21 protein-coding genes are annotated in these 24,976 nt (G+C 45.3%); 5 read left to right on the top strand and 16 right to left on the bottom strand.

Annotated features, from left to right (window positions below; all coding sequences use genetic code 11):
- Positions 1-109: 109 nt before the first annotated feature.
- The 5 genes from GCHA_RS11910 to GCHA_RS11890 all read right to left on the bottom strand — a co-directional run bounded on the left by GCHA_RS11910 (position 110) and on the right by GCHA_RS11890 (position 8,808).
- On the bottom strand, positions 110-1,594 hold the full coding sequence (locus GCHA_RS11910) for a tryptophan halogenase family protein (protein WP_007988478.1): 1,485 nt from the start codon (positions 1,592-1,594) through the stop codon (positions 110-112).
- Between the two features lie 130 nt (positions 1,595-1,724).
- The gene (locus GCHA_RS11905) at positions 1,725-4,745 is read right to left on the bottom strand and encodes a TonB-dependent receptor (protein WP_007988476.1); all 3,021 of its coding nucleotides are present in this window, start codon (positions 4,743-4,745) and stop codon (positions 1,725-1,727) included.
- Between the two features lie 1,007 nt (positions 4,746-5,752).
- Positions 5,753-6,721: a substrate-binding periplasmic protein gene (locus tag GCHA_RS11900; protein WP_007988473.1), complete on the bottom strand. Its 969-nt coding sequence runs from the start codon at positions 6,719-6,721 to the stop codon at positions 5,753-5,755.
- Positions 6,722-6,842: 121 nt separating this feature from the next.
- Positions 6,843-7,904, bottom strand: a complete 1,062-nt coding sequence (locus GCHA_RS11895; protein WP_007988470.1) for a general secretion pathway protein GspB — start codon at positions 7,902-7,904, stop codon at positions 6,843-6,845.
- Entirely contained in the window at positions 7,897-8,808 is a 912-nt protein-coding gene (locus GCHA_RS11890; RefSeq protein WP_007988468.1) for an ExeA family protein, read from the bottom strand. Before GCHA_RS11890 ends, GCHA_RS11895 begins: the two co-directional genes overlap by 8 nt.
- A 247-nt stretch (positions 8,809-9,055) precedes the next feature.
- Here GCHA_RS11890 and GCHA_RS11885 point away from each other — a divergent pair, with 247 nt between their 5' ends.
- From GCHA_RS11885 to srmB, 3 genes are all read left to right on the top strand, one after another.
- Entirely contained in the window at positions 9,056-10,273 is a 1,218-nt protein-coding gene (locus GCHA_RS11885; protein ID WP_007988466.1) for a multifunctional CCA addition/repair protein, read from the top strand.
- A 54-nt stretch (positions 10,274-10,327) separates the two neighbouring features.
- On the top strand, positions 10,328-10,984 hold the full coding sequence (locus GCHA_RS11880; RefSeq protein WP_007988464.1) for a dUTP diphosphatase: 657 nt from the start codon (positions 10,328-10,330) through the stop codon (positions 10,982-10,984).
- An 87-nt stretch (positions 10,985-11,071) separates the two neighbouring features.
- On the top strand, positions 11,072-12,310 hold the full coding sequence (gene srmB / locus GCHA_RS11875; protein WP_007988462.1) for an ATP-dependent RNA helicase SrmB: 1,239 nt from the start codon (positions 11,072-11,074) through the stop codon (positions 12,308-12,310).
- Positions 12,311-12,463: 153 nt separating this feature from the next.
- On the opposite strand, the gene GCHA_RS11870 is transcribed toward srmB, so the two are convergent.
- From GCHA_RS11870 to GCHA_RS11855, 4 genes are all read right to left on the bottom strand, one after another.
- Positions 12,464-13,243, bottom strand: coding sequence for an alpha/beta fold hydrolase (locus GCHA_RS11870; protein WP_039992371.1), 780 nt, complete (start codon positions 13,241-13,243; stop codon positions 12,464-12,466).
- Entirely contained in the window at positions 13,228-14,004 is a 777-nt protein-coding gene (locus GCHA_RS11865) for a fibrobacter succinogenes major paralogous domain-containing protein (protein WP_007988458.1), read from the bottom strand. Before GCHA_RS11865 ends, GCHA_RS11870 begins: the two co-directional genes overlap by 16 nt.
- Before the next feature lie 35 nt (positions 14,005-14,039).
- Positions 14,040-14,990, bottom strand: coding sequence for an SDR family oxidoreductase (locus GCHA_RS11860; RefSeq protein WP_007988456.1), 951 nt, complete (start codon positions 14,988-14,990; stop codon positions 14,040-14,042).
- A 283-nt stretch (positions 14,991-15,273) separates the two neighbouring features.
- Positions 15,274-16,377: an energy transducer TonB gene (locus tag GCHA_RS11855; protein WP_007988454.1), complete on the bottom strand. Its 1,104-nt coding sequence runs from the start codon at positions 16,375-16,377 to the stop codon at positions 15,274-15,276.
- Between the two features lie 207 nt (positions 16,378-16,584).
- On the opposite strand from GCHA_RS11855, the gene rdgB reads away from it, so the two are divergent.
- On the top strand, positions 16,585-17,190 hold the full coding sequence (gene rdgB, locus GCHA_RS11850) for an RdgB/HAM1 family non-canonical purine NTP pyrophosphatase (protein WP_007988450.1): 606 nt from the start codon (positions 16,585-16,587) through the stop codon (positions 17,188-17,190).
- Positions 17,180-18,403: a radical SAM family heme chaperone HemW gene (gene hemW / locus GCHA_RS11845; RefSeq protein WP_007988448.1), complete on the top strand. Its 1,224-nt coding sequence runs from the start codon at positions 17,180-17,182 to the stop codon at positions 18,401-18,403. Before rdgB ends, hemW begins: the two co-directional genes overlap by 11 nt.
- Before the next feature lie 85 nt (positions 18,404-18,488).
- Here the strand turns inward: hemW and GCHA_RS11840 are convergent, their stop codons facing one another.
- The 7 genes from GCHA_RS11840 to prsR all read right to left on the bottom strand — a co-directional run bounded on the left by GCHA_RS11840 (position 18,489) and on the right by prsR (position 24,957).
- A complete protein-coding gene (locus GCHA_RS11840; RefSeq protein WP_007988446.1) occupies positions 18,489-19,145 on the bottom strand; it encodes a DNA-methyltransferase in 657 nt (218 codons plus the stop codon).
- Positions 19,146-19,257: 112 nt separating this feature from the next.
- On the bottom strand, positions 19,258-20,037 hold the full coding sequence (locus GCHA_RS11835) for a YggN family protein (protein ID WP_007988444.1): 780 nt from the start codon (positions 20,035-20,037) through the stop codon (positions 19,258-19,260).
- A 90-nt stretch (positions 20,038-20,127) separates the two neighbouring features.
- Positions 20,128-20,625: an Lcl C-terminal domain-containing protein gene (locus GCHA_RS11830; RefSeq protein WP_007988442.1), complete on the bottom strand. Its 498-nt coding sequence runs from the start codon at positions 20,623-20,625 to the stop codon at positions 20,128-20,130.
- Between the two features lies 1 nt (position 20,626).
- Entirely contained in the window at positions 20,627-22,336 is a 1,710-nt protein-coding gene (locus GCHA_RS11825; protein ID WP_007988439.1) for an Lcl C-terminal domain-containing protein, read from the bottom strand.
- A gap of 88 nt (positions 22,337-22,424) precedes the next feature.
- On the bottom strand, positions 22,425-23,138 hold the full coding sequence (locus tag GCHA_RS11820; protein WP_007988437.1) for an LrgB family protein: 714 nt from the start codon (positions 23,136-23,138) through the stop codon (positions 22,425-22,427).
- A 15-nt stretch (positions 23,139-23,153) separates the two neighbouring features.
- Entirely contained in the window at positions 23,154-23,534 is a 381-nt protein-coding gene (locus tag GCHA_RS11815) for a CidA/LrgA family protein (protein WP_007988435.1), read from the bottom strand.
- A gap of 64 nt (positions 23,535-23,598) precedes the next feature.
- Positions 23,599-24,957, bottom strand: a complete 1,359-nt coding sequence (prsR, locus tag GCHA_RS11810) for a PEP-CTERM-box response regulator transcription factor (RefSeq protein ID WP_007988433.1) — start codon at positions 24,955-24,957, stop codon at positions 23,599-23,601.
- Positions 24,958-24,976: the final 19 nt, after the last annotated feature.

Genomic DNA, 24,976 nt, shown 5'->3' with positions numbered 1-24,976 from the left:
GATTGTCATGCAACAAATGCCTTATGTTTTCTGCTCTTTAAATTTTCGTTTTATTTTAGCTACGCAACAATTTAGCTATGCAACAATATTTATTGTGAAACATTGCTGCTTATGCTGACGCGTTGCAATAGCGCGTTATAAATTGTTGGTGGCTGGGCAACTGATTGACACGCTGTTCAATAGCACTGCGTAATCCGGCTAAAAAGCGCGTAAGTTCCTCTTCACTCATTTCGTTGACAATCCTATGATACTGCTTAGGTTCAAGGCCTTGACCTAACATAACTTGAGTCCAAGAATCTACGCGGAAAATATCACCGTCATCTAAAAACACCCTGCCGGTTTCCTTAAACAAATGTATTTTATGAGCAAGAGTGTCTGGTACTTCCATACTTTGGCAATGCCGCCAAAAATCAGAATCATCACGCTGAGTGACTTTGTAATGCAGTACAATAAAATCACGAATGCTATGCAATTCACTGGTTAGCTTTTCATTGTATTCATCAATGCCTGACTGGCGCACACCATCAAAAGGAAATAAACGCATTAGTCGGACGATCCCGGTCATGATCAAGTGAATACTGGTGGACTCTAAAGGCTCAACAAAACCACTGGCAAGCCCTAGCGCTACACAATTTTTATTCCAGCCTTTACGCCTGCGACCTGTTTTAAATTTAATGACTCTTGGCTCGGTAATAGGATCGCCTTCTAAATTGGCTAACAGTGCTTGTTTAGCCTGTTCGTCACTGGCATAACGACTACAAAATACCATGCCATTTCCGACACGATTTTGCAGAGGGATACGCCACTGCCATCCAAAATCATGCGCTGTTGCACGGGTATAGGGAAGTGGGTCTGAAGTAGATTGAGTTTGTACCGCAACTGCGCTATCGCAAGGTAACCAGTGTGACCAATCTTCATAGCCAGTATGTAAGGCTCCTTCTATTAACAAGCCTTTAAAACCGGTGCAATCAATGAAAAAATCCCCCTCTACCTCTTGACCTGACTCGAGGGTTAATGAGCGAATAAAACCATTGTTTGTATGCTTATTGACTGTCGCTATTTTGCCTTCAATACGCGTTACCACATCAGCACAAAAATCTCTTAGAAATTGAGCATAAAGTGTGGCATCTAAATGGTATGCGAAGTTCATGGGAGAATTAGCCGAGAAGGCAAATTTGCCTTGCTTAGATGCTTGCAGCTCATAGCAATAATCACCGAACGGTACATTGATCCCTAATTCTTTCCCACGTAGCCAAAAATGGTGAAACTCCCCTGCCCAACACTCTTTACCTGTTACGCCAAAAGAATGGATGTAGCTGTCGCTTTTCTGTCCCCAGTGGCTAAACTCGATACCTAGTTTGAACGTGCTATTTGTCGCTCGCATAAACGCTTGTTCATCAATATTGAGTAACTTATGTAGTGTACGAATCGGCGGGATAGTCGCTTCGCCAACGCCCACAGTGCCAATTTCGTCTGACTCAACCAACGTAATGTTCAGGCTTTTCCCCAACAACTTCGACAAAGAAGCGGCCGCCATCCAACCGGCTGTGCCTCCGCCAGCGATGACCACATTTTTTACTTTTTCACTGTTCAAGAATGACCTCTGCACACATATTCGAACTCTGTATATTCACCTAATATAACCAAAAAATAAGCCGCGAGATATCGCGGCTTTAAATGCCGATTAAATCGGCGGACCTACAGGCACACACACTTTACTCATATTAGAAGGTATAACGGGCACCCAGCGCGTAGCGTGCACCAAGTTGCTCTAAGTTCCATAGTTGGGCTGAAGTACGCCCATGACGGCGACTGTTCTCTTCGGTTATGTTTATTCCTTCTAAGAAAACCGATAAGTCATCATTCACTTGATATGACACGTTAAAATCAATTTGCGAATAAGACTCAGTAAAACCAGGCTCATTAACGTATTGGCTAGTCGTATCTAAGAATTTGTCACGCCAGTTATATGCAATACGCCCTTGCCAACCGTCTTTTTCATACATGGCTACTAAGTTAGCGGTATCGCTTAACCCAACCAATGCAAATTGAGTAACAGACGGGTCAGCTGTGATGTCGTAGCTCACATCACCGTTAACAGTGGTGTAGTTAGCTTGCACACCAAAACCTGTGTCACCAAAGAAATGCTGAGCAGCTATTTCAAAGCCGTAAATATTTGCACTCTTGTTATTTACTGGCTTAGCATTAATGAAGGTCAATAATGGATCATCTTCATTCGGCAGCACATCATACTGAGCTTCAAATTGTTCAATGGTCAATGAGTCATACGCAATGTTGTTTTCCATGGCGACTACCATGTTAAACAAATTAGTGTCTGTAAGTGGCTGGCCTATACGCTCAAGCTCAGCTGCTGCCGCTTCTGCTCTGGGGCCCGCTGTGGCATCACGTAAACCGAACACGCTTTCTTCGACTTGCTCATTACCAATAAAGTTTTTCACTCGCTTATCATAGAAGCCTAATGACACGTAGCTCGTATCTTCGAAATAGTACTCAACCGACAAATCAACGTTATCGGACTCTAGCGGTACCAGTGAAGGGTTACCTGAACTTGCCGTTGCTGTCGCACCTTGAGTAATCAGTGTTGGGCCACTTGGCGTGCCTACCGATGCTGCTGCGCTCAAGTTGTTATAAGTAGGACGAGCAATGGTTTTACTGTACGACAAGCGTGCTTTGAGCCCATCCATCACTTCTATATCAAAATCGATGCTAGGTAGAACGTGGTCATAATCTGATTCCACCGCAACATCTTGGGTGTCTGAACCAAAGCGCACATTGAAGTCGTTATTGCCTTCCCAAGCAATCGCATTCGGTAAGCTGATATTAGCAACAGAGGTAGAGTCTGTGCTTTCATAGCGCACACCAGCAAGAATGTTATACGGGCGACCACCTAGTTCACCGTCTAATTCAAATTCAACGTAAGCAGCAAAAATATCTTCTTCGATTGTACGGTTTGTGGCAAACGGGTTGTCCGCTTCAAATGCAAAACCATACTCTTGGGCCGCGAACTCACCAATTTGCGCCAAATCACCCGTAAAGCCTTGGCTGAAAATGCCATTGGTGTTGTAGTCTTCGAACTCATCGGCAAAACTAAATGGCGTTAAGTAATCTGCAGGTAATTCACCTGGGTTTTCAATTCCCCAGTTACCCATGGTGCGGCGCGTCAATGATTGCAGAGAAGTACTTTCCATGGAGCGTGATTCAACACCAAAGTTAATACCACCATCATCAAACGAATACTCACCGTCTACGCGGAACTGGGTAATATCAGTGCGCTGAGAGTTAAAGTTCATATCAAGAATAGCCGTACCTACGTCGTCTTGGTCAAGTACGCCGTTGCCGTTTAGGTTGTCACGAGCCACATCATCAAAGTCCACCGTCATGATTGGGAACTCACCTGAAAAATCAGCACCTTGCCCACGGTTTACGTTTGCGCCTAACCCTAGGTTGGTCCAGGTGCCATAAGGCGCGTCAGGGCGACCTTCAGCCGATGAATCATGCACGTCAAAAAACATCACCAAACTATCGTTTACATGGTACTCAACATTAAAGCCCACTGATTTATTTTCATTGACTTGGTTCAGTTCTTGAAGCGCCAAGCCTAAATCTCTTGGCAGTAAATCACGGCGCTCTTGTTCAATTAATATCGGGGTTTTGACCACTTCATCATCAAAGGTTAGCTCTGAGAAATACCCGTCGTCCATCCATATCGACTGTTCTGCTCTGGCTTCGTACAAGTCCTGTTTCGAATAGGTGTAGTCTAAGGTAGCGGTTAAATCTTCGGTTGGCGCGTACTGGAACGTTAACTGCGCATTAGTACGTTTACGTTCACGATCAGCAATTGAGTAACGTAAATCAGCTGGGATGGCAAACAATTGTCCGTCTGCAGGACCATTATTGACGACAACGGCTGGGCCGTTAAAACCAGGTAAATTGGGATCAGTTTGATTAGGCGTTTGCGGAATTGAACCTTCATAGGGGTTCACCCGCCATTCGTTTACAAAAGCTCCGACAGCAGAGCTATCACGCTCTTGCACACTGGCAGATAAAGACACACCGAAAATACCGTCGTCATCTACAAAATTAAAGAATCCTGAAACCTCTGGGGTCACGTCATCTCCCACACGATTGGTGGTATCCATTAACGCTTTTGCGCCAACTGAGCCGGTAAAGCCGCTTTCTAAGGCATCTAGCGGCCGTGCGGTTTTAATATTGACTGTTGCACCGATGCCGCCTGTAGCGATGCTCGCACGACCGGTTTTGTATACTTCAACGCCGCGAACACTTTCAGAGGCCAAGTTGGCAAAATCGAACGCACGAGAGTTAGGGGTACCGCCACCGCCAGGTATTGCCGCACCAGGCATAGCGCGACCATTTAGCGTCACCATATTAAAATCAGGGCCAAAGCCACGCGCTGTAATCTGGCTGCCCTCGCCATTGCTACGACTAATAGAAATCCCGGTTATACGCTGCAAAGATTCCGCTAAGTTTGTATCAGGAAACTTACCAATATCTTCTGCAGAAATAGCATCGACTACCCCAGCTGAATCACGCTTTATTCCCATTGATTCTTGGATACTTGAGCGCATGCCTCGAACCTGAATCACTTCTAGGTCACTTTCGCTCTCTTGAGCAATGGCGGCCACAGGAGCCAGTACAGCACTACCTAAAAGTATTGAAATACTTTTGGTCAGCAAAGACTTATTAAATTTCGCGTATGTGTTCATATTTGTGCGTCCTTTGTGTTTCTATTAGTCGAGATACTTGAATGTCGTGTAATAACGATCCAAGTATTGAGCTATGCCAAAATTCGAACTAGCTCACTCATTTTCACTATGACGAAGAAACGCATCACTTAAATACATTGCACGGTCATGCATAACTTGCAGTGGGTAGTGCGTAGCGTTCTCGGTATGCGATTCGTACGTTAAGCTAAGAGCAATAGAGCTCTCAATGTAAACGTTTTCATCATGCTAATTTTATTTTAACAATTCGTCAACATTTTTACTTTTGCTGAGCAACCTGATCCTGACTTGCAACAACAAGATAATGAAATGTTATAAATACATTAATGCAATAAGTGTTTTGGTAGGTATCACAAAATCGGTCTTCTATATGACAAAATCGGCGCGACAAATATAATAAACTTACAAAAAGCCTTAATAGAAAGGGCCTGCATGGACATTTACATTAATTAAATATACGAAAAATAATCAATATAAAAACGCAATATGTTAAATTTAAATGAAAAAAACAGCATGAAAGAAACAAGCAGATATACGCCAACCCAATTAGGTGACCCTTTGGGTTATGCATAAAACGCCTCTCATTTCCTAAAATAATCCTTATTCTTTTAAAAAATGTGTCGTTATCCCATCGTTCTGGCGTTTAATAAGCATGAAAATCATTGAAACGATTGAAAACGAATACATACACGTGGGTGACGACGGGTGAATAAACGGCCTGAACATACTTGAACTTCAACGCTAAAGCGGTGAAGACAACTATCAGCTTTTTCACTATCCCCTGCAGCGCTGCGTTAGTCGCGCGGTGTTTTACCTGCCGGATTTCAGCAACATAAGCGCGGTTTATTGTGCAGTGATTATCTTAATGTAAACGTTATTGAAGTGATTGAGTTTGCATTAGTAGGTTAGCTGCATCAGCAAAACTCAAAGAAAACGTTTTCAACAAGTTTAAGTGTTGTTTGATTTGCTCACCTATGAGCAGGTCATGGCTAGGGTGAGTCGATGATTTGGCTAAAAATATGATCGATCTTGGCCTTAGTGCCATCTTTGCTTAGTTGTTGAAACGCTTGATTAAAGTTATCCATCCATTCGCGCCCATTTGGGTACGACTTTGAAATAATGAAATGCACAGATACCTGCTCAACCTCAGTAGGCAACACTAATAGCTTATCGTCGATGAGGCGCGTGTTGGTTACTTCATTCAATGACACATAACTATTGGTCAGTCCGGCGTCACTCCATCCTCGCTGTACATGCCCTATACAACCTGCCCCGTCGACCACTCGATTAATTTTGAGATTTAAACGGTCAACTATGCCCCCTGAAGCGAACTCGTCAGAATACCCGTAGGGAAGACACAAACGTTTCCCCGATAACTCTTGTATATCAGTAATGTTGGATGCCCTGCTTACGTAAAAACGCACAGGTATATAATTAATTGGTACGGAGAAGTAATATTCTTGCTCTCGCTTAGGGGATCTTACATAAGGAAATGTGCCTAGAAACCTGTGTTCATCAGTCCACATTTTGCCGCGGCTCCAGGGCAGAATATGAATATCCACTTCATAGCCCATTTGATGAAACGTTTGAGTTATCAAAGCTTGAGACCAGCCACCTTGAGGTAAGCTTGCAGACACAAAAGGGTAATAGCCTTGCCCAGTCGCAAGTCGAATGCGAGTGTCGGTTGCAGTGAGTGGGCTGGGTATGGGATCTGTTTCATCAGAAACAATAACGCGCGCATTGCGAACTGCGAGAGAAGTGCCCACAGCGAGAGGATCGCCCACAGCGAGAGGATCGCGCTCAGCGTGAGGATCATGCACAGCGAGAGGTTCGCCCACAGCGAACGAATTGTTTAGGTCATCACTGTTTAGCGTATTAGCGTTAATAACACTGCTAAATCCGGCAAAAAAAACGGCCACCAGCAAAACTAAGATGTAGTGCGAATCCTTGGCAAGCATATCTGTGCAATATCCATAGTTGTGGAAGGAAAACTCTGGGTATAGCAGGCATTATGCATAGTAAAAACTGGTTTTACTATGTAATCATACTTTTTACGTGGTGGTCGGCGCTCTTATGCACTTACCACTCACTTAACGCCGACATACTAAACGTTTGCCCTTGATAATTTAGGATCACGTTCTGCGGCTCAATATGCACTATACGCACTTTTTCGGCGATGATGTCCCCTTCATGTAGGCTTTTTCCATTCACTTTAACCCACCTATCTTGTGCTGAAGACGCATACATATGGGTTGAAAATACCATCGGCGGCAGTTGAGTTAACACCCAAGCCGGCAGCTGATCGATACGCGGTGTATCTTCGCTTTTGGTTTGCGTTGTTTCAAACGGTTGCGCAGGTTCTTTGTCTAATTCGGTAATCGCTTTTTCAAAGCGTTTCAATAAATCAGCGGATATTCTTGGCTCTGGCTCGCCTGCAACATTAGGTTCAGTCGTGGCCGCGATTTGAGGCGCATTACTTTTAACATTTCCAGAATCATTCACCGCAGCACTCAAAGCAGGTTCTTCTTGCTGCGCTTGGCTTGCAGATTGATGGTTAAAAGCCTCCTGAGCAACCTCTGGGGTTGTTGTATTAGTTTGAGTTTTTGGCGCTTTGTTGGCGATTACTTTTTCTTTTTGTTTGTGTTTTTCTTCACCTGTATCTGCGGCGTCTGGTAAAGCGACAGGAAGACTCGCTTGAGGCGCAGGCGTGTTTAACTTTGCCAATAACGTCGGCGCTAGGGCTGCGCCCCAGCCCAGTGCAAAACCCAATAACACCACCAGTAAACCTTGTACTATGGGTGTTGTGTAGTATTGCCAACGTGATGGCAATGCTTGTACCGAGGGTAAGAATAAACTGCGATTAAACTGATCAGAAACCGCTGCATCTGCACCATGGGCGCCAACGCGATCACTTTCTAACAATTCTTGGGTTTGTGACTTTTGAATTTTCGGGCGTTCAATTTCAACGGTTTGCGCTGGATCAATTTCCACCTGTTGAACACCCATTTCAGCTAACCCGGTGACCATCTCCACGCTTGTTACCAAGCCAGACTTACGAATTTTAATCGGTCCATTTTGCTGAGTGATCTTCACTATCACCATGCCAGGCGTTAATGCGTCGATATTGAGTAAATTATCCATACCAACTGCCTCCAAAAAAGCCTAGGCCAAACGCCACTGCAAATAAGCCAACGAGCAGTATCTTACGCTGCTTTCCTCGGCGCTGGGCCACCACGTCTGCCCCTAAAATTTGCTCAGCGGCGGCATAAAAAATGTGGGTATGCACCACAGGCGCTTGTTTTGTGAAAGTAAGGGTTAGTGCGCGGTCACAAAGCAAATTAATCACTCTTGGGATCCCGCCTGTTACTTGGTAAACAGCGCCTAGGGCCCCTGCACTGAAAACACTGCTATCGCCACTTGCTACGCCTAAACGATGATGAATGTAGGCTTTTACTTCACTAGAGGTAAGCGGTAACAAGTGATAGCGCGCAGTGATGCGCTGAGCTAATTGACGTAATTCATTTCGTTTCAACAATTGCTGCAGTTCAGGTTGGCCAATTAACACCACTTTGAGTAACTTTTCACGGTTCGTTTCGAGGTTTGTCAATAAACGGAGTTGCTCCAATACTTCGGGTAATAAATGCTGAGCTTCATCCACAATTAAAATAGTATTCAAACCGCTGTTGTGATTACTTACCAACTTGTTGAGGATCAAATCGGTAAAGTATTTAAGACTCGCTCGCTCATATTGATAATCAATTCCCAGCTCATCACAAATTGTGGCAAGCAGTTCAATCGCAGATAAGGTCGGGTTCAATACCATGGCTACTTGAGTATTGTCGGGCAACTGCTGTAATAACTTGCGAGACACAGTGGTTTTACCTGTCCCTACTTCTCCCGTTAACATCACAAAACCACCACTTTCCCTTAAACCGAAGGTCAAATGGGCAAGCGCTTCTTTGTGTCTTGGGCTCATGTATAAGTAAGCAGGATTAGGCGCGATGGAGAACGGATTATCTGAAAGTCCGAAATAATTAAGATACATAGCTGCGGTTCTAGTGGCCGATTGAGGAAAAGCGAAAGATAAACTAACGACTTCATGCAAACTTGTCAAAGGTAAGAGATATTGAATGTCGACAGAATTTCGGGCGGGTGATTCTTACCCATGCTGTACGCTTACAGGCCTTTCATTACGAGTAAGTACAATCTCTCAGTACTTTTATGCTTATTCGTCATTTTTGCTCGCCACGTTAATCAGGCATAATAGGCTGATTCTAATATTTAAGGTGTATATGCAAGTATATTTAGTAGGTGGGGCCGTACGCGACAAACTGCTTGAGCGGCCAGTAAAAGACCAAGATTGGGTCGTCGTTGGAGCCAGCGAAGCAGACATGCTGGCACAAGGCTATCAACAAGTGGGCAAAGACTTCCCCGTATTTTTACATCCCAAAACCCAGCAAGAGTATGCGTTGGCCCGCACTGAACGTAAGACAGGCCAAGGCTATGCAGGCTTTGAATGCGATACTTCCACCAGCGTTACTCTTGAACAAGATTTACTGCGCCGAGACCTAACCGTAAACGCCATGGCGATGGACGATAAGGGTGCCATTATCGACCCTTTCAACGGTCAACAAGACCTGAAAAACCGCGTATTGCGCCATGTGTCTGATGCCTTTGAAGAAGACCCACTACGCGTATTGCGCGTGGCACGCTTTGCTGCCCGCTACGCCAGTTACGGCTTTACTATTGCAGATGAAACCAAAGCCCTCATGGCTAACATCACGCGATCAGGCGAGCTTAGTCATTTAAGTGCCGAGCGTGTGTGGGTCGAAACAGCAAATAGCCTACTAGAAGACACCCCTCAAGTGTATTTTGAAACCCTGCGAGAATGCGGTGCGCTTAAGGTGTGGTTTCCTGAACTGGATTGCTTATGGGGCATTCCTAACCCAGCAAAATGGCATCCAGAAATAGACACAGGTGTTCACAGCATGATGGTACTTGAGCAGTCAGTGCGCGTTTCAAATAAACTCAGCGTAAGATTTGCCGCCCTCGTCCACGATTTAGGTAAGGGCCTAACAGATCCGGCGTTATGGCCGTCTCATAAAGGCCACGAAAAACTTGGCCTTGCGCCCATAAACACGCTTTGCGAAAGAGTAAAAGTACCCAACGATTGTCGTGATTTAGCCCTATTAACGAGTGAGTTCCATAGTCATGTGCATCATGCCTTTAAGCTAAAGCCGGCGACCATTAACGATTTTCTCGATAAGTGCGACGTGTGGCGTAAACCAGAACGCTTTGCCGATTTACTATTAGCCTGCACCGCCGATGCCAAAGGCAGAACCGGTTTTGAAGAACGCGATTACCCTAATGCAGATTACATTTGGCAGGCATATTTGGTCGCCAAAGAGGTAAACGTACAAGAAATAGTGCAGGCTGGTTACAAGGGTGCAGAAATAAAACAGCAACTGAGGCAAAAACGCATTCATGCTATTGCTGCAAACGTGGCATAATAGTCAGCCGCTTTTGTAGCACTCAAACGATAAACAGAACACACAAGGCTTACCATGTTATCCACCACTCAATTAAACACCATGCTAACACTGCAAGACGGCATGAACCGTAAAGTAAACCCTCAATGGCTTAGCGCAAACTATGCGTATTTACGCGCCGCTATGATTGAATCGGTTGAAGGCATTGAGCACCATGGGTGGAAGTGGTGGAAAGCCCAACATAAAGACTTACCTCAATTGCAGATGGAATTAGTCGATATTTGGCATTTTGCGTTATCGTCAATCATCATTCAGTTTGAAGGCGACATAGAGCAATCCTCTAGCACGATTGCCCAGCAGCTTGCATCAAATACAAGCAGTGTCACCTTTGATGGCAAAGACTATGATTTCACTCGCTTAGATATACTCGATAATTTACAACTCATGGCAGGTTTGTGCGCCGCCAATCGTTTTGACGTACCTTTGTTTATCAAAATTGTTGAGCAGGCAGAGATGAACGCCGACGAGCTTTATCGTCAATATGTGGGCAAAAATGTTCTAAACTTCTTCCGTCAAGATAACGGCTACAAAGAAGGTTCCTATTTAAAGCTATGGAACGGCCGTGAAGACAACGAGCACCTAGTCGAGGTATTAAACGCCCTAGATATAGCCCTGCCCGATTACAGCGATCAGGTTTATCAAGGGTTACAACAGCGCTACCCTAGCAACTAGTTAGGCAGTTAGCACAAATTCTCGGGGGCTGAACACACTTCTGGTCTCCTTAATATTAAGTACAACGTTAAGAAGCATATATACGCCATGTTTGAGCAATTAGAATTAGATGATGAACTTTGCCGCGCAGTCGCCGATTTAGGCTACAGCGAACCTACCAGTATTCAACAGTTGGTTATTCCTGCGGCGATGGAAGGCAAAGACATACTCGCGTCCGCCCCAACGGGCACCGGCAAAACCGCTGCGTTTCTATTGCCTGTATGCCAATTTTTACTCGACTACCCGCGCCGTCACCCGGGCTCAACGCGTATTTTGATTTTAACGCCGACCCGAGAGCTTGCCCAGCAGGTGTACAACCAAGCGCTTGAGTTAAGTCGCTACACAGACATAGTATGCGGCGTTATAACAGGTGGCATTAACTACGGTACCGACAAAGACACGCTTGAAAAAAACCTCGATATATTAGTTGCCACACCAGGTCGTTTGTTTGAACACATAGAACAAGAAAGCTTTGATTGTCGCGATATTGAATGCCTGATCTTAGATGAAGCTGACCGCATGCTAGATATGGGGTTCTCATCCATCGTCAATCAAATTTCAGCAGAAGCTCGCTGGCGTAAACAAAGCATGTTGTTCTCTGCTACCTTAGAGGGTGCCGGCATTAGTCGTTTTGCCAAAGACATACTCAACGATCCAGTAGAATTAGAAGCCGCTTCAAGTCGCAAAGAACAAGGAAAGATTCACCAATGGTTGCATCTGGCCGACGATGCAAAACATAAATATGCTTTGTTAAAGCACATTCTTACCCATCAAGTAGAATCTGCCGTGGTGTTTGTAAAAACCCGTGACCGCTTAAACGAGTTAAAGCAAATTCTTGAGCGTGACGGTTTTACGGTGTGCTGGCTACAAGGTGAAATGCCCCAAGACAAACGTAATTTGTCGATGGCCAAATTCCGCTCTGGTGAAGTCAAAATATTAATTGCCACCGATGTCGCCGCGCGGGGTATTGATGTTGAAAACATCAGCCATGTCATTAACTATGATATGCCGCGCACCGCAGATGTTTATGTGCATCGTATCGGCCGTACAGGCCGCGCAGGCAATAAGGGCACCGCTATCTCCTTGGTAGAAGCGCATGACATTGCCATAGTACCGAAAATCGAACGTTACACCGAGCAGCCCCTTAAGCGCCGAGTGATAGACGAACTACGCCCGAAAAACAAAGAAGCGAAGCCACCAGCCAAAAGAAAGATCAGCAAGCGTGCGAAAAAAGCCGCCGGGATCCCGTTAAAGAAAAAAGCCAAAAAGAAAAAGAATCGCAGTTAGCCCTTCCCTTTAAGCGCTGTATTTAGCTTGGTAGCAACGAGCCAATAATTTGTTGGTGAAACCTACAACCTTAAAAAGCCCCCAGACATTGCAATGTCTGGGGCTTTTTATGAGATGCATTTATACCAAATCCTTTAATTAATGAAATGGGTATCACTCATGCTTGAAATGAGCTGTTTGTAAAAAGCGTACCGTTTGCTCTGCCACTTCTGCGTTATAGCGCATTTGAGAATGACTCACCTCAATTGCAATAAAATCACTCATGTTGCTTAGCCTTGCTGATGCGACCGAGACCAAACCGTCATTTGGCCCATTAAATCGCGCACTGGTAAGCGCCAACGGTTTTGTACCTGCAATCACACCTAACTTCAGGCCTGAATTTACATCTAAGGCATCTAGCTTGTTACCTAAGCTGTTATCCCCTGTAACCAATGCCCGTGTTATTCCCCCTGCCGCGTTCATTAACCACGAATCACTTAAATAGTCAGCTAATTCACTGCCTTTATTGGGGGTGCCAATAAGTACAACCTGACCCATTCGCGCTTTTTTCAGGTTTTGTTGGTTATTTTGTAAATAAGCACGAATGACCAAGCCGCCCAGGGAGTGCCCGACAAAATGCACCTTAGGCGCTTGCGCTGTGCAATCATCAATCTGTTTACGTGTTTCGGCTAGCGCGTCAGCAACACTAACGCCAAAGGTGGCGTAGTCTAACCGGCACACTTTATACTGAGCGTCTTCCAATCGCTGAGCTAAGCGCCACATTGCCCAGCCACTTCTTCCCAAGCCATGAGCAAGCACAACTAGCTCATCATCTGGTTCATATATTAGAACGTCTGTCTTTGAGTTAGCGCATCCCATTAGGTGTAAAACGGCACATAAAATCATGCCCTTCACGATTGTAGCTGTTCCTTTTTTAGCTAGTTTTTTACACATCGAACCGACAACATATAACTCTTTTTAAGGGTTGTTCGGCGAATTTCCCCTTTATGTGAATTCCACCACGAATAAGCTAAGGTTCTCGCGTAAGCTTCTTTTTTCGCTGCGCTGCTGCTGGTCCAAAATTCGCTATACATACCTTGAGTGAGATACCAGTTAGCGAGCTTTACCCCAGCAGGGCGCGCAGAAAATTGATACTTATTGACCTGAGCCTGATCAAACTCTTTAAACACTGTGTTTGGCTGGTGAGCTTTAAGCGTAATGGCAATGTCGTTTTGTCCTCTCCAGCCTTCTTTGTTTACCTCCGGTTCAGCGATGCCAATGGTGCGCTCCAGCGCTTTCCAATCATTGTCTGAGGCGACACGCCATCCTGGTGGGCAAATATTTCGCTCATCAACCACGTCATGCCAATCATATAGCCTGCCATAGGGTAAAAGGTTCTTTTCATCATCATCAGGAATAAACCCCGTATTCACTGTCGTTCCATCTTGAAAGGTCGTCGTCCTTAGATTTTCAGCGAGCCAAATTTGCCCGCCAATTTGCACTGTTTGATAGGTGTTTCCTTGACTGTCTTGCACAACCTCTTGGTCTGCGTCCAGACCAGAGCATTTAGCTACGCCCATACGAGTACCTTTCGCTACGCCATTCGTAACGTGTGTAGCCGGTTGTGCAACATTCAGCTCATTACCGTTGTTGCTGGCTGTTGAGAGTACTGGTGTGAACATAAAAATTCCTATCGCTAAAATGACTGTTTTCATTATTGTTGCCTACACATGAGCTGGTACTAGCTGGGCTAAATTGACCAATTAAAGGCTGTTTCTTTCTCAGAAATAGCCCACAACTTCGTTAACACGGCTTTGTCTAGAACAAAAGACTCAAGCTTTCCCTCACCTACCGGTCCACCGAAGTTCATGAGCCCGGTAGGGCCATAATAAGCACGTTCTTTCAAGCTCCCTTGAGTGGCACACATCACCTCTGGGTAGGCGCCTTTTTCAGCCGTTTGAGCAAGGCCTATCTTGACCATGAACGACCAAGATATTCGGGTCATAAAACTTGCACTGTCTCTGATAAGGGAGGTGTTTGATGCCCCAGGATGACACACGTACACCTTTACCCCCTTACCAGCTGCTTTGATCCTGTCTTGTAACTCATACGCAAACATCATTTGGGCAAGTTTACTTTGGCTATAGACCTTATTTGGATGATAGTTTTTATCCCAATTCATATCGTCAAACTGAATAGTTCTTAAGCCCATTTTGTGACCTTCACTGGCTACCACGACAATCCTTCCTTGCGATGCTTCAATTCTTGCAAAAAGCAGCCCACAGAGTAAGAAATGACCGTAGTGATTCACCCCAAGCTGGCTTTCAAAGCCATCGATTGTATGCTGCTGAGTAGCGATTTGGGCAATGGCCCCATTACAGATAAGCGCATCAATTTTCGCTACCTTCGCTAAAACCTCATTTGCGGCTTGGCGTATGGATGCAAGATCTGCCAAATCCATACGGATATAACTCGCCTTGGTTGTTTGACCAAATTCATTTTTTAACTTGTTTATCGCCATTTCTGATTTATTAGAGTTACGGTTCAACATCACCACATTCGCCCCTTTAGAGAGCAAAATGCGCGAAGCCTCAAACCCAGCGCCAGTATTAGCGCCAGTAATAAGAAAGGTCTTACCCTCAAGTGAATCGAGCATCGCTGGTGTCCAGCCGTCAGGGCCAAATTGATTGTTCGTCGTCATAATGTACCTTTGAATATTTGTTTAAGCGGTCACGCTCTACTTTGAGCATAGGTGTGTGACCGAAGATGTCGGTGTGTGCAATATAAACACTGCATCATGTGATGCATTATAATATTCAAGGTACTTACTTAGCAGGCGAGATAGTCGCTAAAAATTGCCTATTTGTATCATTTTGATGATTTGTGCGATTTGCGTTTGTACTGCGGCAGCTAGGTGTGGGTGGTGACAGGGGCGTATTTACGTGAGCGAATATCCCCCTTTAGCTAGTCGAAAATCAGCTTTGTTAACTGTGTTTAGGTATTTCCAGTAAGGTGAATTGGCTGTTGGTATCGCCTACCACTCTTACACTGCAGCGGCCCCAACTTTCTGGGATGTTCCATGTGCTATCTGTGGTCGCTGTGTACAATTCTCTTTTGTTATGGCAACGTAACTCTACTGTTTTAAGCGTACCGCTCACGTTGCTTAAACTAAAAGAGTTTCGGCTTAATCCGTGCCACCAATCACCGTCTTGTTTAACTTCACCCGGAATAGAAATCACCTGATCACTTTCGAGTAAGTCGAGTATTTTGGTCACGTAAGGGTTGAGTAAAGCGATATTATCTTCGTTATTTTCTTGGGTTTCCACACGCTGAAATGTATCTAAAGCGTCAAGGTATTGCGCCTGCTTTAGTTGCAGCACAAACAGCCGGTTTAGCAACAAGCGATAGGCTTCGCTCCCCACGTATTCGCCTTTTTTGTCAGTGTTTAGGATCCGCTCGACGTATTGAAGCTCTGAAACCCCATCGTTTTGCGCCTTTGCCAAGTCAGCACGTAGCAACGAATAATAGGTAAATTCTATGCTATTGAGCAAGCCTTTGCCCTTCATGCTTTCAGTCAAATCATGTGCTAAGGCAATATCATTGCTGTCTAAAGCTTCACGCACACTTTGATAATTACGCTTGAATTTGCGTCTAACCCCTCTTTGTCCTCCGTCTAACCTAAAGTCTATTTGTATATCGTTGTGACATTGTTCAATTGGTTTACCATCGACATACGTGGGGCTGTATTCCCAGCTTTTTAATGCCCTGACGGCCGCATTCTCAAAATCTTCCATGCCACTTGAATCAACGACCACTATGTTGTTGACGCTACCATCAGTACCTACCACAAAATTCAGTTGCACCCAGCCCTCTGCCCCTTTACGAGCCATGCGTATAGGGTAGTTTGCCGCAACTCGCTTTATAGGTTTTGCCAGCTTAGCAGACTCTAAAAGCACTGTACTGGGTTCGCTCACGGCAATAGGATGCGCATTTGCGTCGGCTTGAGAGGGGGTGTCGTTAGCAGCTAAGGCATAGCTGGCTATCAGGCTTGCGCTACTCACTATCAATAATTTCGCTGGGATAATCATAAAGCATCCTTGCACTTGTTGAGGGTAAATTTACAGATACAACATTAAGACTAAATAATTTACCACTTCACTACAAGGTGTAATTGCCGTACTCACCTTTGCTAAAAATGAACATATGAGTGCTAAAAGAGCGCCACTGCGCAATATCAATTATGGCGCGAAACAGGTAAAATTCACGCAAATCAAGACAAACCAAAGAGCGCCCCTGTGACACGTAAAATCGTATTAGCCACCGGTAACCAAGGCAAAGTGTCTGAATTAAGTCAGCTGCTTACTCCTCTTGCAGTAAACATTGTTCCACAGAGCGAGTTCGACGTACCTGAAGAGCCCGAAACCGGCACCACCTTTGTTGAAAACGCCATCATCAAAGCGCGCCATGCAGCCAAAATTACCGGTTTACCTGCTATCGCTGATGATTCAGGTTTAGCGGTTGATGCCTTAGGTGGAGCCCCTGGCGTATATTCGGCACGCTATGCTGGTAGCAATGCGACCGATAGCGACAATATTGATAAATTACTCGGGGCACTGCAGGAAATCGAACCGGCTAGGCGCCAAGCTCGGTTTTTATGTGTGTTGGTGTATATGCGTAGTAGTGAAGATCCAACGCCTATTATTTGCCAAGGTGAATGGCACGGAACGATCACTCATGGGGGCAGCGGTGACAGTGGCTTTGGTTACGATCCTATATTTTGGGTAGAACAAAAGCAGTGCACATCTGCGCAGTTAAGCAAAGCGCAAAAGAATGCCTTAAGTCATCGCGGCCAAGCCTTGCAACAGTTGCTGGTTAAATTGAGCGCTGAACTTGAACACTAACGTGCGTTATGCCAGCGACACAACAGAGACAAACGCAACGCTTAGCGCAGGCCAATCAAAAACACTGCAGTTACCGCCTGTGTCTTTGTATATTCACATTCCTTGGTGCGTGCAAAAGTGCCCTTACTGTGATTTTAACTCCCATGGGCAAAAACAAGCGACACTACCCGAAGCCGAGTACGTCAGTCATTTATTGGATGATTTAGCCCACGATGCCAAGCTAATTGGTGATCGTGCCGTACACAGTATATTTATTGGTGGTGGCACCCCTAGCCTGTTTTCACCCGAGGCTATTGGCAGGTTATTGTCAGGTGTTCGCCAGCGCGTGAATTTAGCAGCTGATGCCGAAATAACCCTTGAAGCAAACCCAGGTACAGTGGAAAGCGAACGCTTTAAGGGGTTTGCTAAAGCGGGTGTGAACCGGATATCTATCGGGGTGCAGAGTTTTCAACAAGAAAAATTGGAAAGACTCGGCCGCATACATGACGAGCAGCAGGCCCTTAATGCGGCTAGTTACGCTCGTGATGCTGGTCTCAATAGCTTTAATCTCGATTTAATGCACGGCCTGCCTGAGCAGTCTATTGAAGACGCATTATTCGATTTGCGCCAAGGCATTGACCAACAACCGCCACATTTATCTTGGTATCAGCTCACCATCGAGCCCAATACTCAGTTTCACTCTAAACCGCCTACTCTGCCAGAAGACGACATACTGTGGGACATTCAAGAGCAAGGCCACAACATGCTCATTGCAGCAGGTTATGAACAGTATGAAATATCAGGCTACAGCTTGGCGGGTCAGCAGTGTCGGCACAACCTGAATTATTGGCGTTTTGGGGATTATCTAGGCATAGGCTGCGGCGCACACGGTAAAGTTACCGTGAAAGATACAGGCCAAATATTGCGTACTGTGAAGGTAAAACACCCAAAGGGTTATATGGATCTGACTCGACCATATTTGCATCAACAACATAACGTGCAAGACGAAGAATTGCCTTTTGAGTTTTTTATGAATCGCCTACGTTTGCTAGAGCCTTGCCCTAAACAAGATTTCACTGATTTCACCGGTTTAAAACTTGAGGAGCAAACAACGCTAGCAACCAACTTAGCCACTGCGGTGAAAAAGGGCCTTCTTGCTGAAACAGATACCCATTGGCAGGTCACGCCCCTTGGTAGGCGTTACCTCAATTCGCTGCTAGAAATGTTGGTGTAGCGCAACTCAGTAACACTTCATCGCCTATGCCGTTTTTATACTTTGCAATACGTTGTAATACGTTGTAATACGTTGCGATACCTTGTTATGCCTTTAATCGCTTGGCTGCATGCTCATGGGCTGATGGGGCAACGTCGGCGCCTTGCCATTCGCGGTTTAGGTTTTGCGCAGCCACTAAGGTGGCTCCTGAACCAAAGAAGGGGTCGATAACCAGTTGCCCAGCCGTTGAGCTTTGACCAATCAGCTTTTCAATCAAAGGCACTGGCTTTTCGGTTGGATACCCTCGCCAGACACGCTTTTCTTGTAGTACATCGGGCATGCCTAAATCTTGTAATTTGCGTTTGCCTTTCTCAAAAAAAAGAATAAATTCATAACGCGCGCGATAATGATACCCCATGCCAATAGCGCATTTGTCCCACACTAGTGGTTTCCAAAATTTAAAGCCCGCCGCCTCTGCCAAAGGTTTTATTTCAAACATGGTTTCTTGGTCACAAAATAAATAGAAATGACTGTTGTTCTTGAGCACACGGTAGATTTCTTCTACTAGCGCTACAAATCGCGCATTAGGGAAAATCGCAAACCAGTCATTGCTTGATGACTTGCTGTGTTTTAGACGTGTAGTGGTTCCCTTGGCACGGTGTTTCTCTAAAGATTCATAAGGTGGGTCGGTAATGACCAAATCGACACTGTTGGCGGGCAAGCTTTGTAGCCATTCAACGGCATCTAGTTGAAACAAACGCATGTAATACTTCTGACTGCTGAAAAACGGCGGCTATATTATATTATTCTGGGTAAATAAGCAGTTTGAATACGACAGCCCACACCAATTTATCAGCTAAATTGATGTGAAAAATTTAATGAGTGTGGCCTTGCTCACTGGTGACCACATCGTATTTTGCAAGCTGGGGAATATCACTGCGTAATCTATCTTCAACACGATCTAAACGCTTAAATTCATTGCAAAACCAATGTGCTTTTTGCTGCAGAGTTTGGCTTTTCTGGGTAATTCGGTCATCAACTGAATGACCAATATTGTCAATCTTCTCAGCTAACTTCGCTATTTTCTCTTCGGTGCTGGTGCTTTCTGACACCAAACCGCCGATCGCTGATAAAATTCCTCCTAACGAGGTGTTCATGGCTTCTTCAATTTGCGCTTCAAGCTCACGGTCGACTAAATCATCAACATTTTCTAAGGTGCCAGGTCCCATATAGAAATTACTGCCGGCGTGAATAAACTTTTCTTTGACTCTAGATTGCACTCTGGCGAGTGACGAGCGCAATCTTTGGTAACTTTCATGCTTTTCACCCACTAAACCGATATACACATGCTCTACTGTTTCTATAGCAAGCTCAACGCCTTCGCTGGCGAGTAGGATCATTTTGGGTACCACATGGTGCACACCTTCAGCGAGCTCTTTTAATTCCGCTTGCTGCTGCACAGAAAGCTCTATCCATTGCCCCTGAACGATAAGCTGGTCGTCGTTATTTATTTGATAAACCGTGCGGGAATCATTGATGATACGGATCTGATCGCTTGTCACCACCAAGCCGTAGTTTAGCTCTACATCACATTTATAATCGGCTTTCACACTTGTCACGTAAAAGCCCAGAAACATTAACCACAAAAAACGCATATCGGATCGCTAACTTTAAAAGACCGAGATATTCTGACCACTATCTCCCAAATTTAAAAGCGCGATACGATAATCGAATTAAAATATAGGTTAATCGACTGTTCTGACCAGTCGGGTATAGACAAATAAGCTTTTTTCTTTCAACGCATTACTGCTATTAAAAAAAGCGACTACCCATGCTCGGTCTGCATCAAGTAGTGACGGAGTTGAAGTCCAGTAATCATCAGACAAGGTATTGGGAAATACCGTTTCGTTGATTGCTGGGCGCACACAAGCTCGCTCAGTTAAGGTAGCAAGCTCTTTTAAGTTAGGCACACGCCAACCGCTGTAACCGGCAAAGGTATATCCATGAGCTTCCTCTAGCGCCTGTTGCCAATTCAATTCATCGGCTTCCCCGACACAGCTCTCAGCACTATAGGTTTGCCCTACACTGCATCGCATCCACATTAAGCCACTGGCTGTATGCGTGGCCGTTCCATCTGTATTAACCACAAATTGCGCTTCATCCGCCGTTTCATTGACATCATCGAGGCACGTTTGTGCATAGCTGCTGACACTGATAAACATTAAAAACAGTAACTTTTTCATATTATCGACCTGCTCTGACTAAGCGCACGCTAGCCGCTGTAGATTTATTTAAAAAATTGTCGTTTCCGCTAGCAAAGTCAATTGCCCATGCATTTTGCGCAGCTTCGTTGGTACCATCAACGCTGGCCTGTGACGTCCAGTACCACAAGATGCTGGTTTGCCCGCTATCCGCATAAGGAAAGTAATCTGTATCCAACATGGGGCTTGTCGATTTGCCAAAGTGAACAATAGACAACAACTCATTATGACTGGGTAATTTCCAATCGTAAAAACCGCACAAGCCTTCGCTATTCACAGCCTCTACAAAGGCTTGGGTATTACAGTCACCCAAAGTACAGCTTGGCGTTGCAGGGTTTAACGGCCCACTATAACCACCGTTGCTTTCTTCTGAGTACCAGCTGTACGTATGGCGTCTGCCGTGTAAATCACCATTGGTGGTCTTAATTTCCCAAACGAGCCCAGTAACATTGTCACGCACGCACCGCCAAGGTTGGCTAGTATCATCGACTTCATCACCAATGTTGTCTAACCGAGTAAAATCAAATCCGCCTTCACCGCGACCAGCTTTGGTTAACATGTTGTTGGTGGCAATGACATCTCGACCGCGCTGGCCGTCTTGTCCCGGGTAGTCCCCTTGGTGAGAGCTATTAATGGCGTTTGTGCTGCCTTGTCGTGTTACTCCGGTATCGTTAATTAAACTGCGGGGAAAGGGGTTTACCGTGACGCTAATACTGTCGTCTACTTCATTGTTGTTTGCATCCGTCACTTCTAACGTAAAGGTTAGTACCTGACTGGTGCTAACCATAGGTGCAACAGCGTAGGTTTGCAGTACGTTGGCGTTAGCAATATCAGGCTCTAATGAGGAATCCGTTAACCATAGGTAGGTTAGTGGTTTTGCTGAGGGAATAGTGGTGTCTGCTACGCCTGATAGCACAATACTTTCCCCAGAAAACACCTGATGATCCACACCAGCATCAACTGTGGGTACATTATGGCTGGCGCTTAAAATGGTTACCGTTAGCGCTTGGGTATTTGTTGCGCCTTCTTGGTCCGTCACGGTGAGCTCAAATGTTAGGTCATTGTCTTCATCACGAATAGGGGTTGTTAACGTAATGCTGCTTGCATCTCGGCTCACCCCTGCGAGAACATCGACTCCGGCAAGTTGTTGCCATTGATATGCGGCAATAGGGTCATCTGCGTCCGTCGCATCAGCGTCAGTGCTGGTATCACCCATTAAGGTGATTTCACGCCCTGCCGGTAACAGGTTATTTGAAAAACCATCAATGGGCTGGTAGGTAATTCGCGCCTCGGGGGGCGTATTAAGAGGTAACACTGTGACGTCTAAACTGTCAGATCCTACATTGCCATTACCATCAGTCGCTTGCAGCGTAAGGCGGTAGGTTAAGGTCTCTGTTGTGGTCGGTGCGACAAATGACGCCACCCCTGACGTTGTATCATCATGGGTTATCGCCAACGTGGGAGATGACGACCAAGCAAAAGTAAGAGCTTCTGTGGTACCCACGGCATCACCTTGTAGGCTAACTGTGGTTCCTTCGTTCACCGTGGCACCTGGGCCCGCGTTCACTATGACATCCGGCGTATTGTTATCATTCGAATCAGAAGAGCCACCGCCGCCGCACGCGGTTAAAAAGACACTAGTGAAAAACACTAACAGCCAATACTGTACTGAATTACTCGTTATTTTGTGCATAAATTTACTAACCCGTGAGGACTTCACCTCACGTTTACAACGCAAGGTAATTGTTAACTTAACGAAAAAGTTAGCAGTATTCGTACCACTAGCTGATGAGGAAAAAAATAATCGGTAGAATGATGGCCGTAAGCACGCCATTAATGCACAAACCTAACGTGGCAAAGGCACCAATTTTTTGGCTCATTTGAAACCCTTGCGCGGTGCCTATGGCGTGGCCTACCGTGCCAAGTGCTAAGCCCTGTGCTGGGGCTGAAGTAATCTTAAAAATGCGATAAACCACAGAAGCGAAAATAGCCCCAACGATACCTGTGAAAATAACAATGACTACGGCGAGGCCTGGAATACCGCCAATATGTTGACTGGTTTCTATTGCCAATGGGCTGGTAATGGACTTGGTTAATAAGCTCAGTCTGACATGCTTGTCTAGCACCACGAAATATAGCCCAGCAAGGGCTAAAAAAGGCGCGATCGTTCCACCTATCAAAATGGGGAGCATAATAGCCAATGTATTTTGTCGAATACTACTTAGCTGTGTGTAAAGCGGAACAGCCAATGCCACGGTAGCAGGTCCTAATAACCACGTAAGTACATTGGTATGGGCTTGATATGCCGTGACCCCTACCCCAGCATAGAAAAGCACAATCGTCAGAAGGGCAATACAGAAAATCATGGGGTGAAATACAGGACGGCGACCTAACAGACGAAAGATAACCAACGAGATTAGATAAACACCTATGGTGATAGTCAGCCAAATAATGGCTGATAGGTACGGGTTTTGGGCGCTATAGGTGCTTAGCATAGCTGTGCTCTGGGGTTATTCATTATCATTGGAGGCGGGCGAGTTAACCGTCTTAGCCTGCCACAGCCATTGGCACACCCACGCGGTAATACCAAGGCTAATCAGTGTGCTGATAACAATACTTAATACTAACCACAGCAGATTATCTGCAAGTGTTTCACCGTAAAGCAAAATACCCATAGTAGCTGGTACAAACAACACCAACATATGCCCAAGCACAAATTGAGACACGGTTAATAACGCATGAGGAATACGTTTAAGCCATACTAAACCTAACAGCAATATCAGCAGGCCCAGCAAGGAGGCGGGCAGTGGAATAAAGGTGCTAAGGCCTAAACCAATAAACCACAAACCAACCAAAGACAACAACGCCAAAGCGTATTTAAACCACTGCATTTACGCATACCCAAAACAAAAAACGTTTTACACCAATACCAGCTCACTCAATTGAAAAAATAGGTTAAGAGCCCGTTTTAATGTCCTCTAAATGGTATTTATCAATCAGTGAATACAAAGTTGGACGTGTCACGCCAAGCAATTCAGCTGTGCGTGACATATTGCGCTCTGCCACTTGGAATGCATAGCGAATAGCCTTACTTTCAGCCTCTTCACGCACTTCACGCAGGTTGAGCGTGCGCATCGCACTTTGCTCTTCGTTAACCTGTAGGCCTAAGTCATCCGGTTGAATATAAGCAGACTCTGCCATAATCACTGCTGACTTAAGTTTGTTTTGTAATTCGCGAATATTTCCCGGCCAACGATGCTGGAGCATGGCTTGCGCAGCGCTGTCACTGAAACCTTTGACTTTGGTTTTAAAGTCTTCGTTATATTGATTTAAAAAGGTTTTACCCAGCAAAATCACATCGTTTCCACGATCACGTAACGGCGGGATCATGATGTTAATTTCACCAATACGATAATATAAATCTTCTCGGAAGGTTTCCTCAGCCACCATGGCGGTTAGATCTCTGTGGGTGGCACATATCACCCGAATATCGACCGGGATCTCAGTGCGCCCCCCCACCCGTTCGATAACCCGCTCTTGTAAAAAGCGCAGCATTTTTGCTTGTAACCCTACGGGCATATCGCCGATTTCATCCAAAAACAGGGTTCCGCCTTGGGCGCTTTCAATTTTACCAGGCGTGGTTTTGTTCGCCCCAGTAAACGCCCCTTTCTCATAACCGAACAACTCACTTTCGAGTAAATTTTCTGGTATCGACGCACAGTTGATGGCCACAAATGCTTTGTTTTTACGTAAGCTGTGTTCATGAATACTGCGGGCGAATACTTCTTTACCCGTGCCGCTTTCGCCTAGCAACAAAGTACTGATATCAGTTTGCGCGATACGCTCCGCTTTTTTGCTTACCGCTAAAATCTGCTCGCTGTTACCAATGATTCGATCCATTGAGGGTGCTACAGCAGACAAATGACGATTCTCTTTTTCTAAGTCGTAAAGCTGCGCAGCCCTGCTAACCAAAACTTGAATGGTGTCTGAGTCGATGGGCTTTTGATAAAAATCATACGCTCCTAGCTCAATGGCTTTTAACGCATTCACTTTATCGTTATTGCCCGTCACGACTATGACTTTGGTGTTAGGCGACAAAGCGAGAATTTCCTGTAGGGCCGCCAAGCCTTCTGTGGCATTCGCTGGGTCGGGCGGTAAGCCTAAATCAAGGGTAATTACTTTGGGCTCGTGACGACGTAATTGAGTAATAGCTGTTGTACGATCATCAGCGAAGACGACCTCATACCCTGAGAAGCTCCACTTCAATTGTTTTTGAATACCTAGGTCATCATCGACCACTAAAATCTTTTCCATGCCTTTATCCTTGCAACCT

This window comes from Paraglaciecola chathamensis S18K6 (genome assembly GCA_000314955.1).
Taxonomy (GTDB): domain Bacteria; phylum Pseudomonadota; class Gammaproteobacteria; order Enterobacterales; family Alteromonadaceae; genus Paraglaciecola; species Paraglaciecola chathamensis.
Note: the sequence above shows the minus strand (reverse complement) of the source record. Positions and strands in the feature narration are given on the sequence as shown.

What these genes read in the sequence shown, in the direction of transcription:
- GCHA_RS11900 (WP_007988473.1), bottom strand. Translation starts at nt 6,721, where the DNA reads ATGCTTGCCAAGGATTCGCACTACATCTTAGTTTTGCTGGTGGCCGTT.
- GCHA_RS11865 (WP_007988458.1), bottom strand. Translation starts at nt 14,004, where the DNA reads ATGAAAACAGTCATTTTAGCGATAGGAATTTTTATGTTCACACCAGTA.
- GCHA_RS11890 (WP_007988468.1), bottom strand. Translation starts at nt 8,808, where the DNA reads ATGTATCTTAATTATTTCGGACTTTCAGATAATCCGTTCTCCATCGCG.
- GCHA_RS11885 (WP_007988466.1), top strand. Translation starts at nt 9,056, where the DNA reads ATGCAAGTATATTTAGTAGGTGGGGCCGTACGCGACAAACTGCTTGAG.
- GCHA_RS11835 (WP_007988444.1), bottom strand. Translation starts at nt 20,037, where the DNA reads ATGCGTTTTTTGTGGTTAATGTTTCTGGGCTTTTACGTGACAAGTGTG.
- GCHA_RS11820 (WP_007988437.1), bottom strand. Translation starts at nt 23,138, where the DNA reads ATGCTAAGCACCTATAGCGCCCAAAACCCGTACCTATCAGCCATTATT.
- GCHA_RS11880 (WP_007988464.1), top strand. Translation starts at nt 10,328, where the DNA reads ATGTTATCCACCACTCAATTAAACACCATGCTAACACTGCAAGACGGC.
- prsR (WP_007988433.1), bottom strand. Translation starts at nt 24,957, where the DNA reads ATGGAAAAGATTTTAGTGGTCGATGATGACCTAGGTATTCAAAAACAA.
- GCHA_RS11815 (WP_007988435.1), bottom strand. Translation starts at nt 23,534, where the DNA reads ATGCAGTGGTTTAAATACGCTTTGGCGTTGTTGTCTTTGGTTGGTTTG.
- GCHA_RS11860 (WP_007988456.1), bottom strand. Translation starts at nt 14,990, where the DNA reads ATGACGACGAACAATCAATTTGGCCCTGACGGCTGGACACCAGCGATG.
- GCHA_RS11895 (WP_007988470.1), bottom strand. Translation starts at nt 7,904, where the DNA reads ATGGATAATTTACTCAATATCGACGCATTAACGCCTGGCATGGTGATA.
- GCHA_RS11830 (WP_007988442.1), bottom strand. Translation starts at nt 20,625, where the DNA reads ATGAAAAAGTTACTGTTTTTAATGTTTATCAGTGTCAGCAGCTATGCA.
- GCHA_RS11870 (WP_039992371.1), bottom strand. Translation starts at nt 13,243, where the DNA reads ATGTGTAAAAAACTAGCTAAAAAAGGAACAGCTACAATCGTGAAGGGC.
- GCHA_RS11825 (WP_007988439.1), bottom strand. Translation starts at nt 22,336, where the DNA reads ATGCACAAAATAACGAGTAATTCAGTACAGTATTGGCTGTTAGTGTTT.
- GCHA_RS11905 (WP_007988476.1), bottom strand. Translation starts at nt 4,745, where the DNA reads ATGAACACATACGCGAAATTTAATAAGTCTTTGCTGACCAAAAGTATT.
- GCHA_RS11855 (WP_007988454.1), bottom strand. Translation starts at nt 16,377, where the DNA reads ATGATTATCCCAGCGAAATTATTGATAGTGAGTAGCGCAAGCCTGATA.
- GCHA_RS11840 (WP_007988446.1), bottom strand. Translation starts at nt 19,145, where the DNA reads ATGCGTTTGTTTCAACTAGATGCCGTTGAATGGCTACAAAGCTTGCCC.
- srmB (WP_007988462.1), top strand. Translation starts at nt 11,072, where the DNA reads ATGTTTGAGCAATTAGAATTAGATGATGAACTTTGCCGCGCAGTCGCC.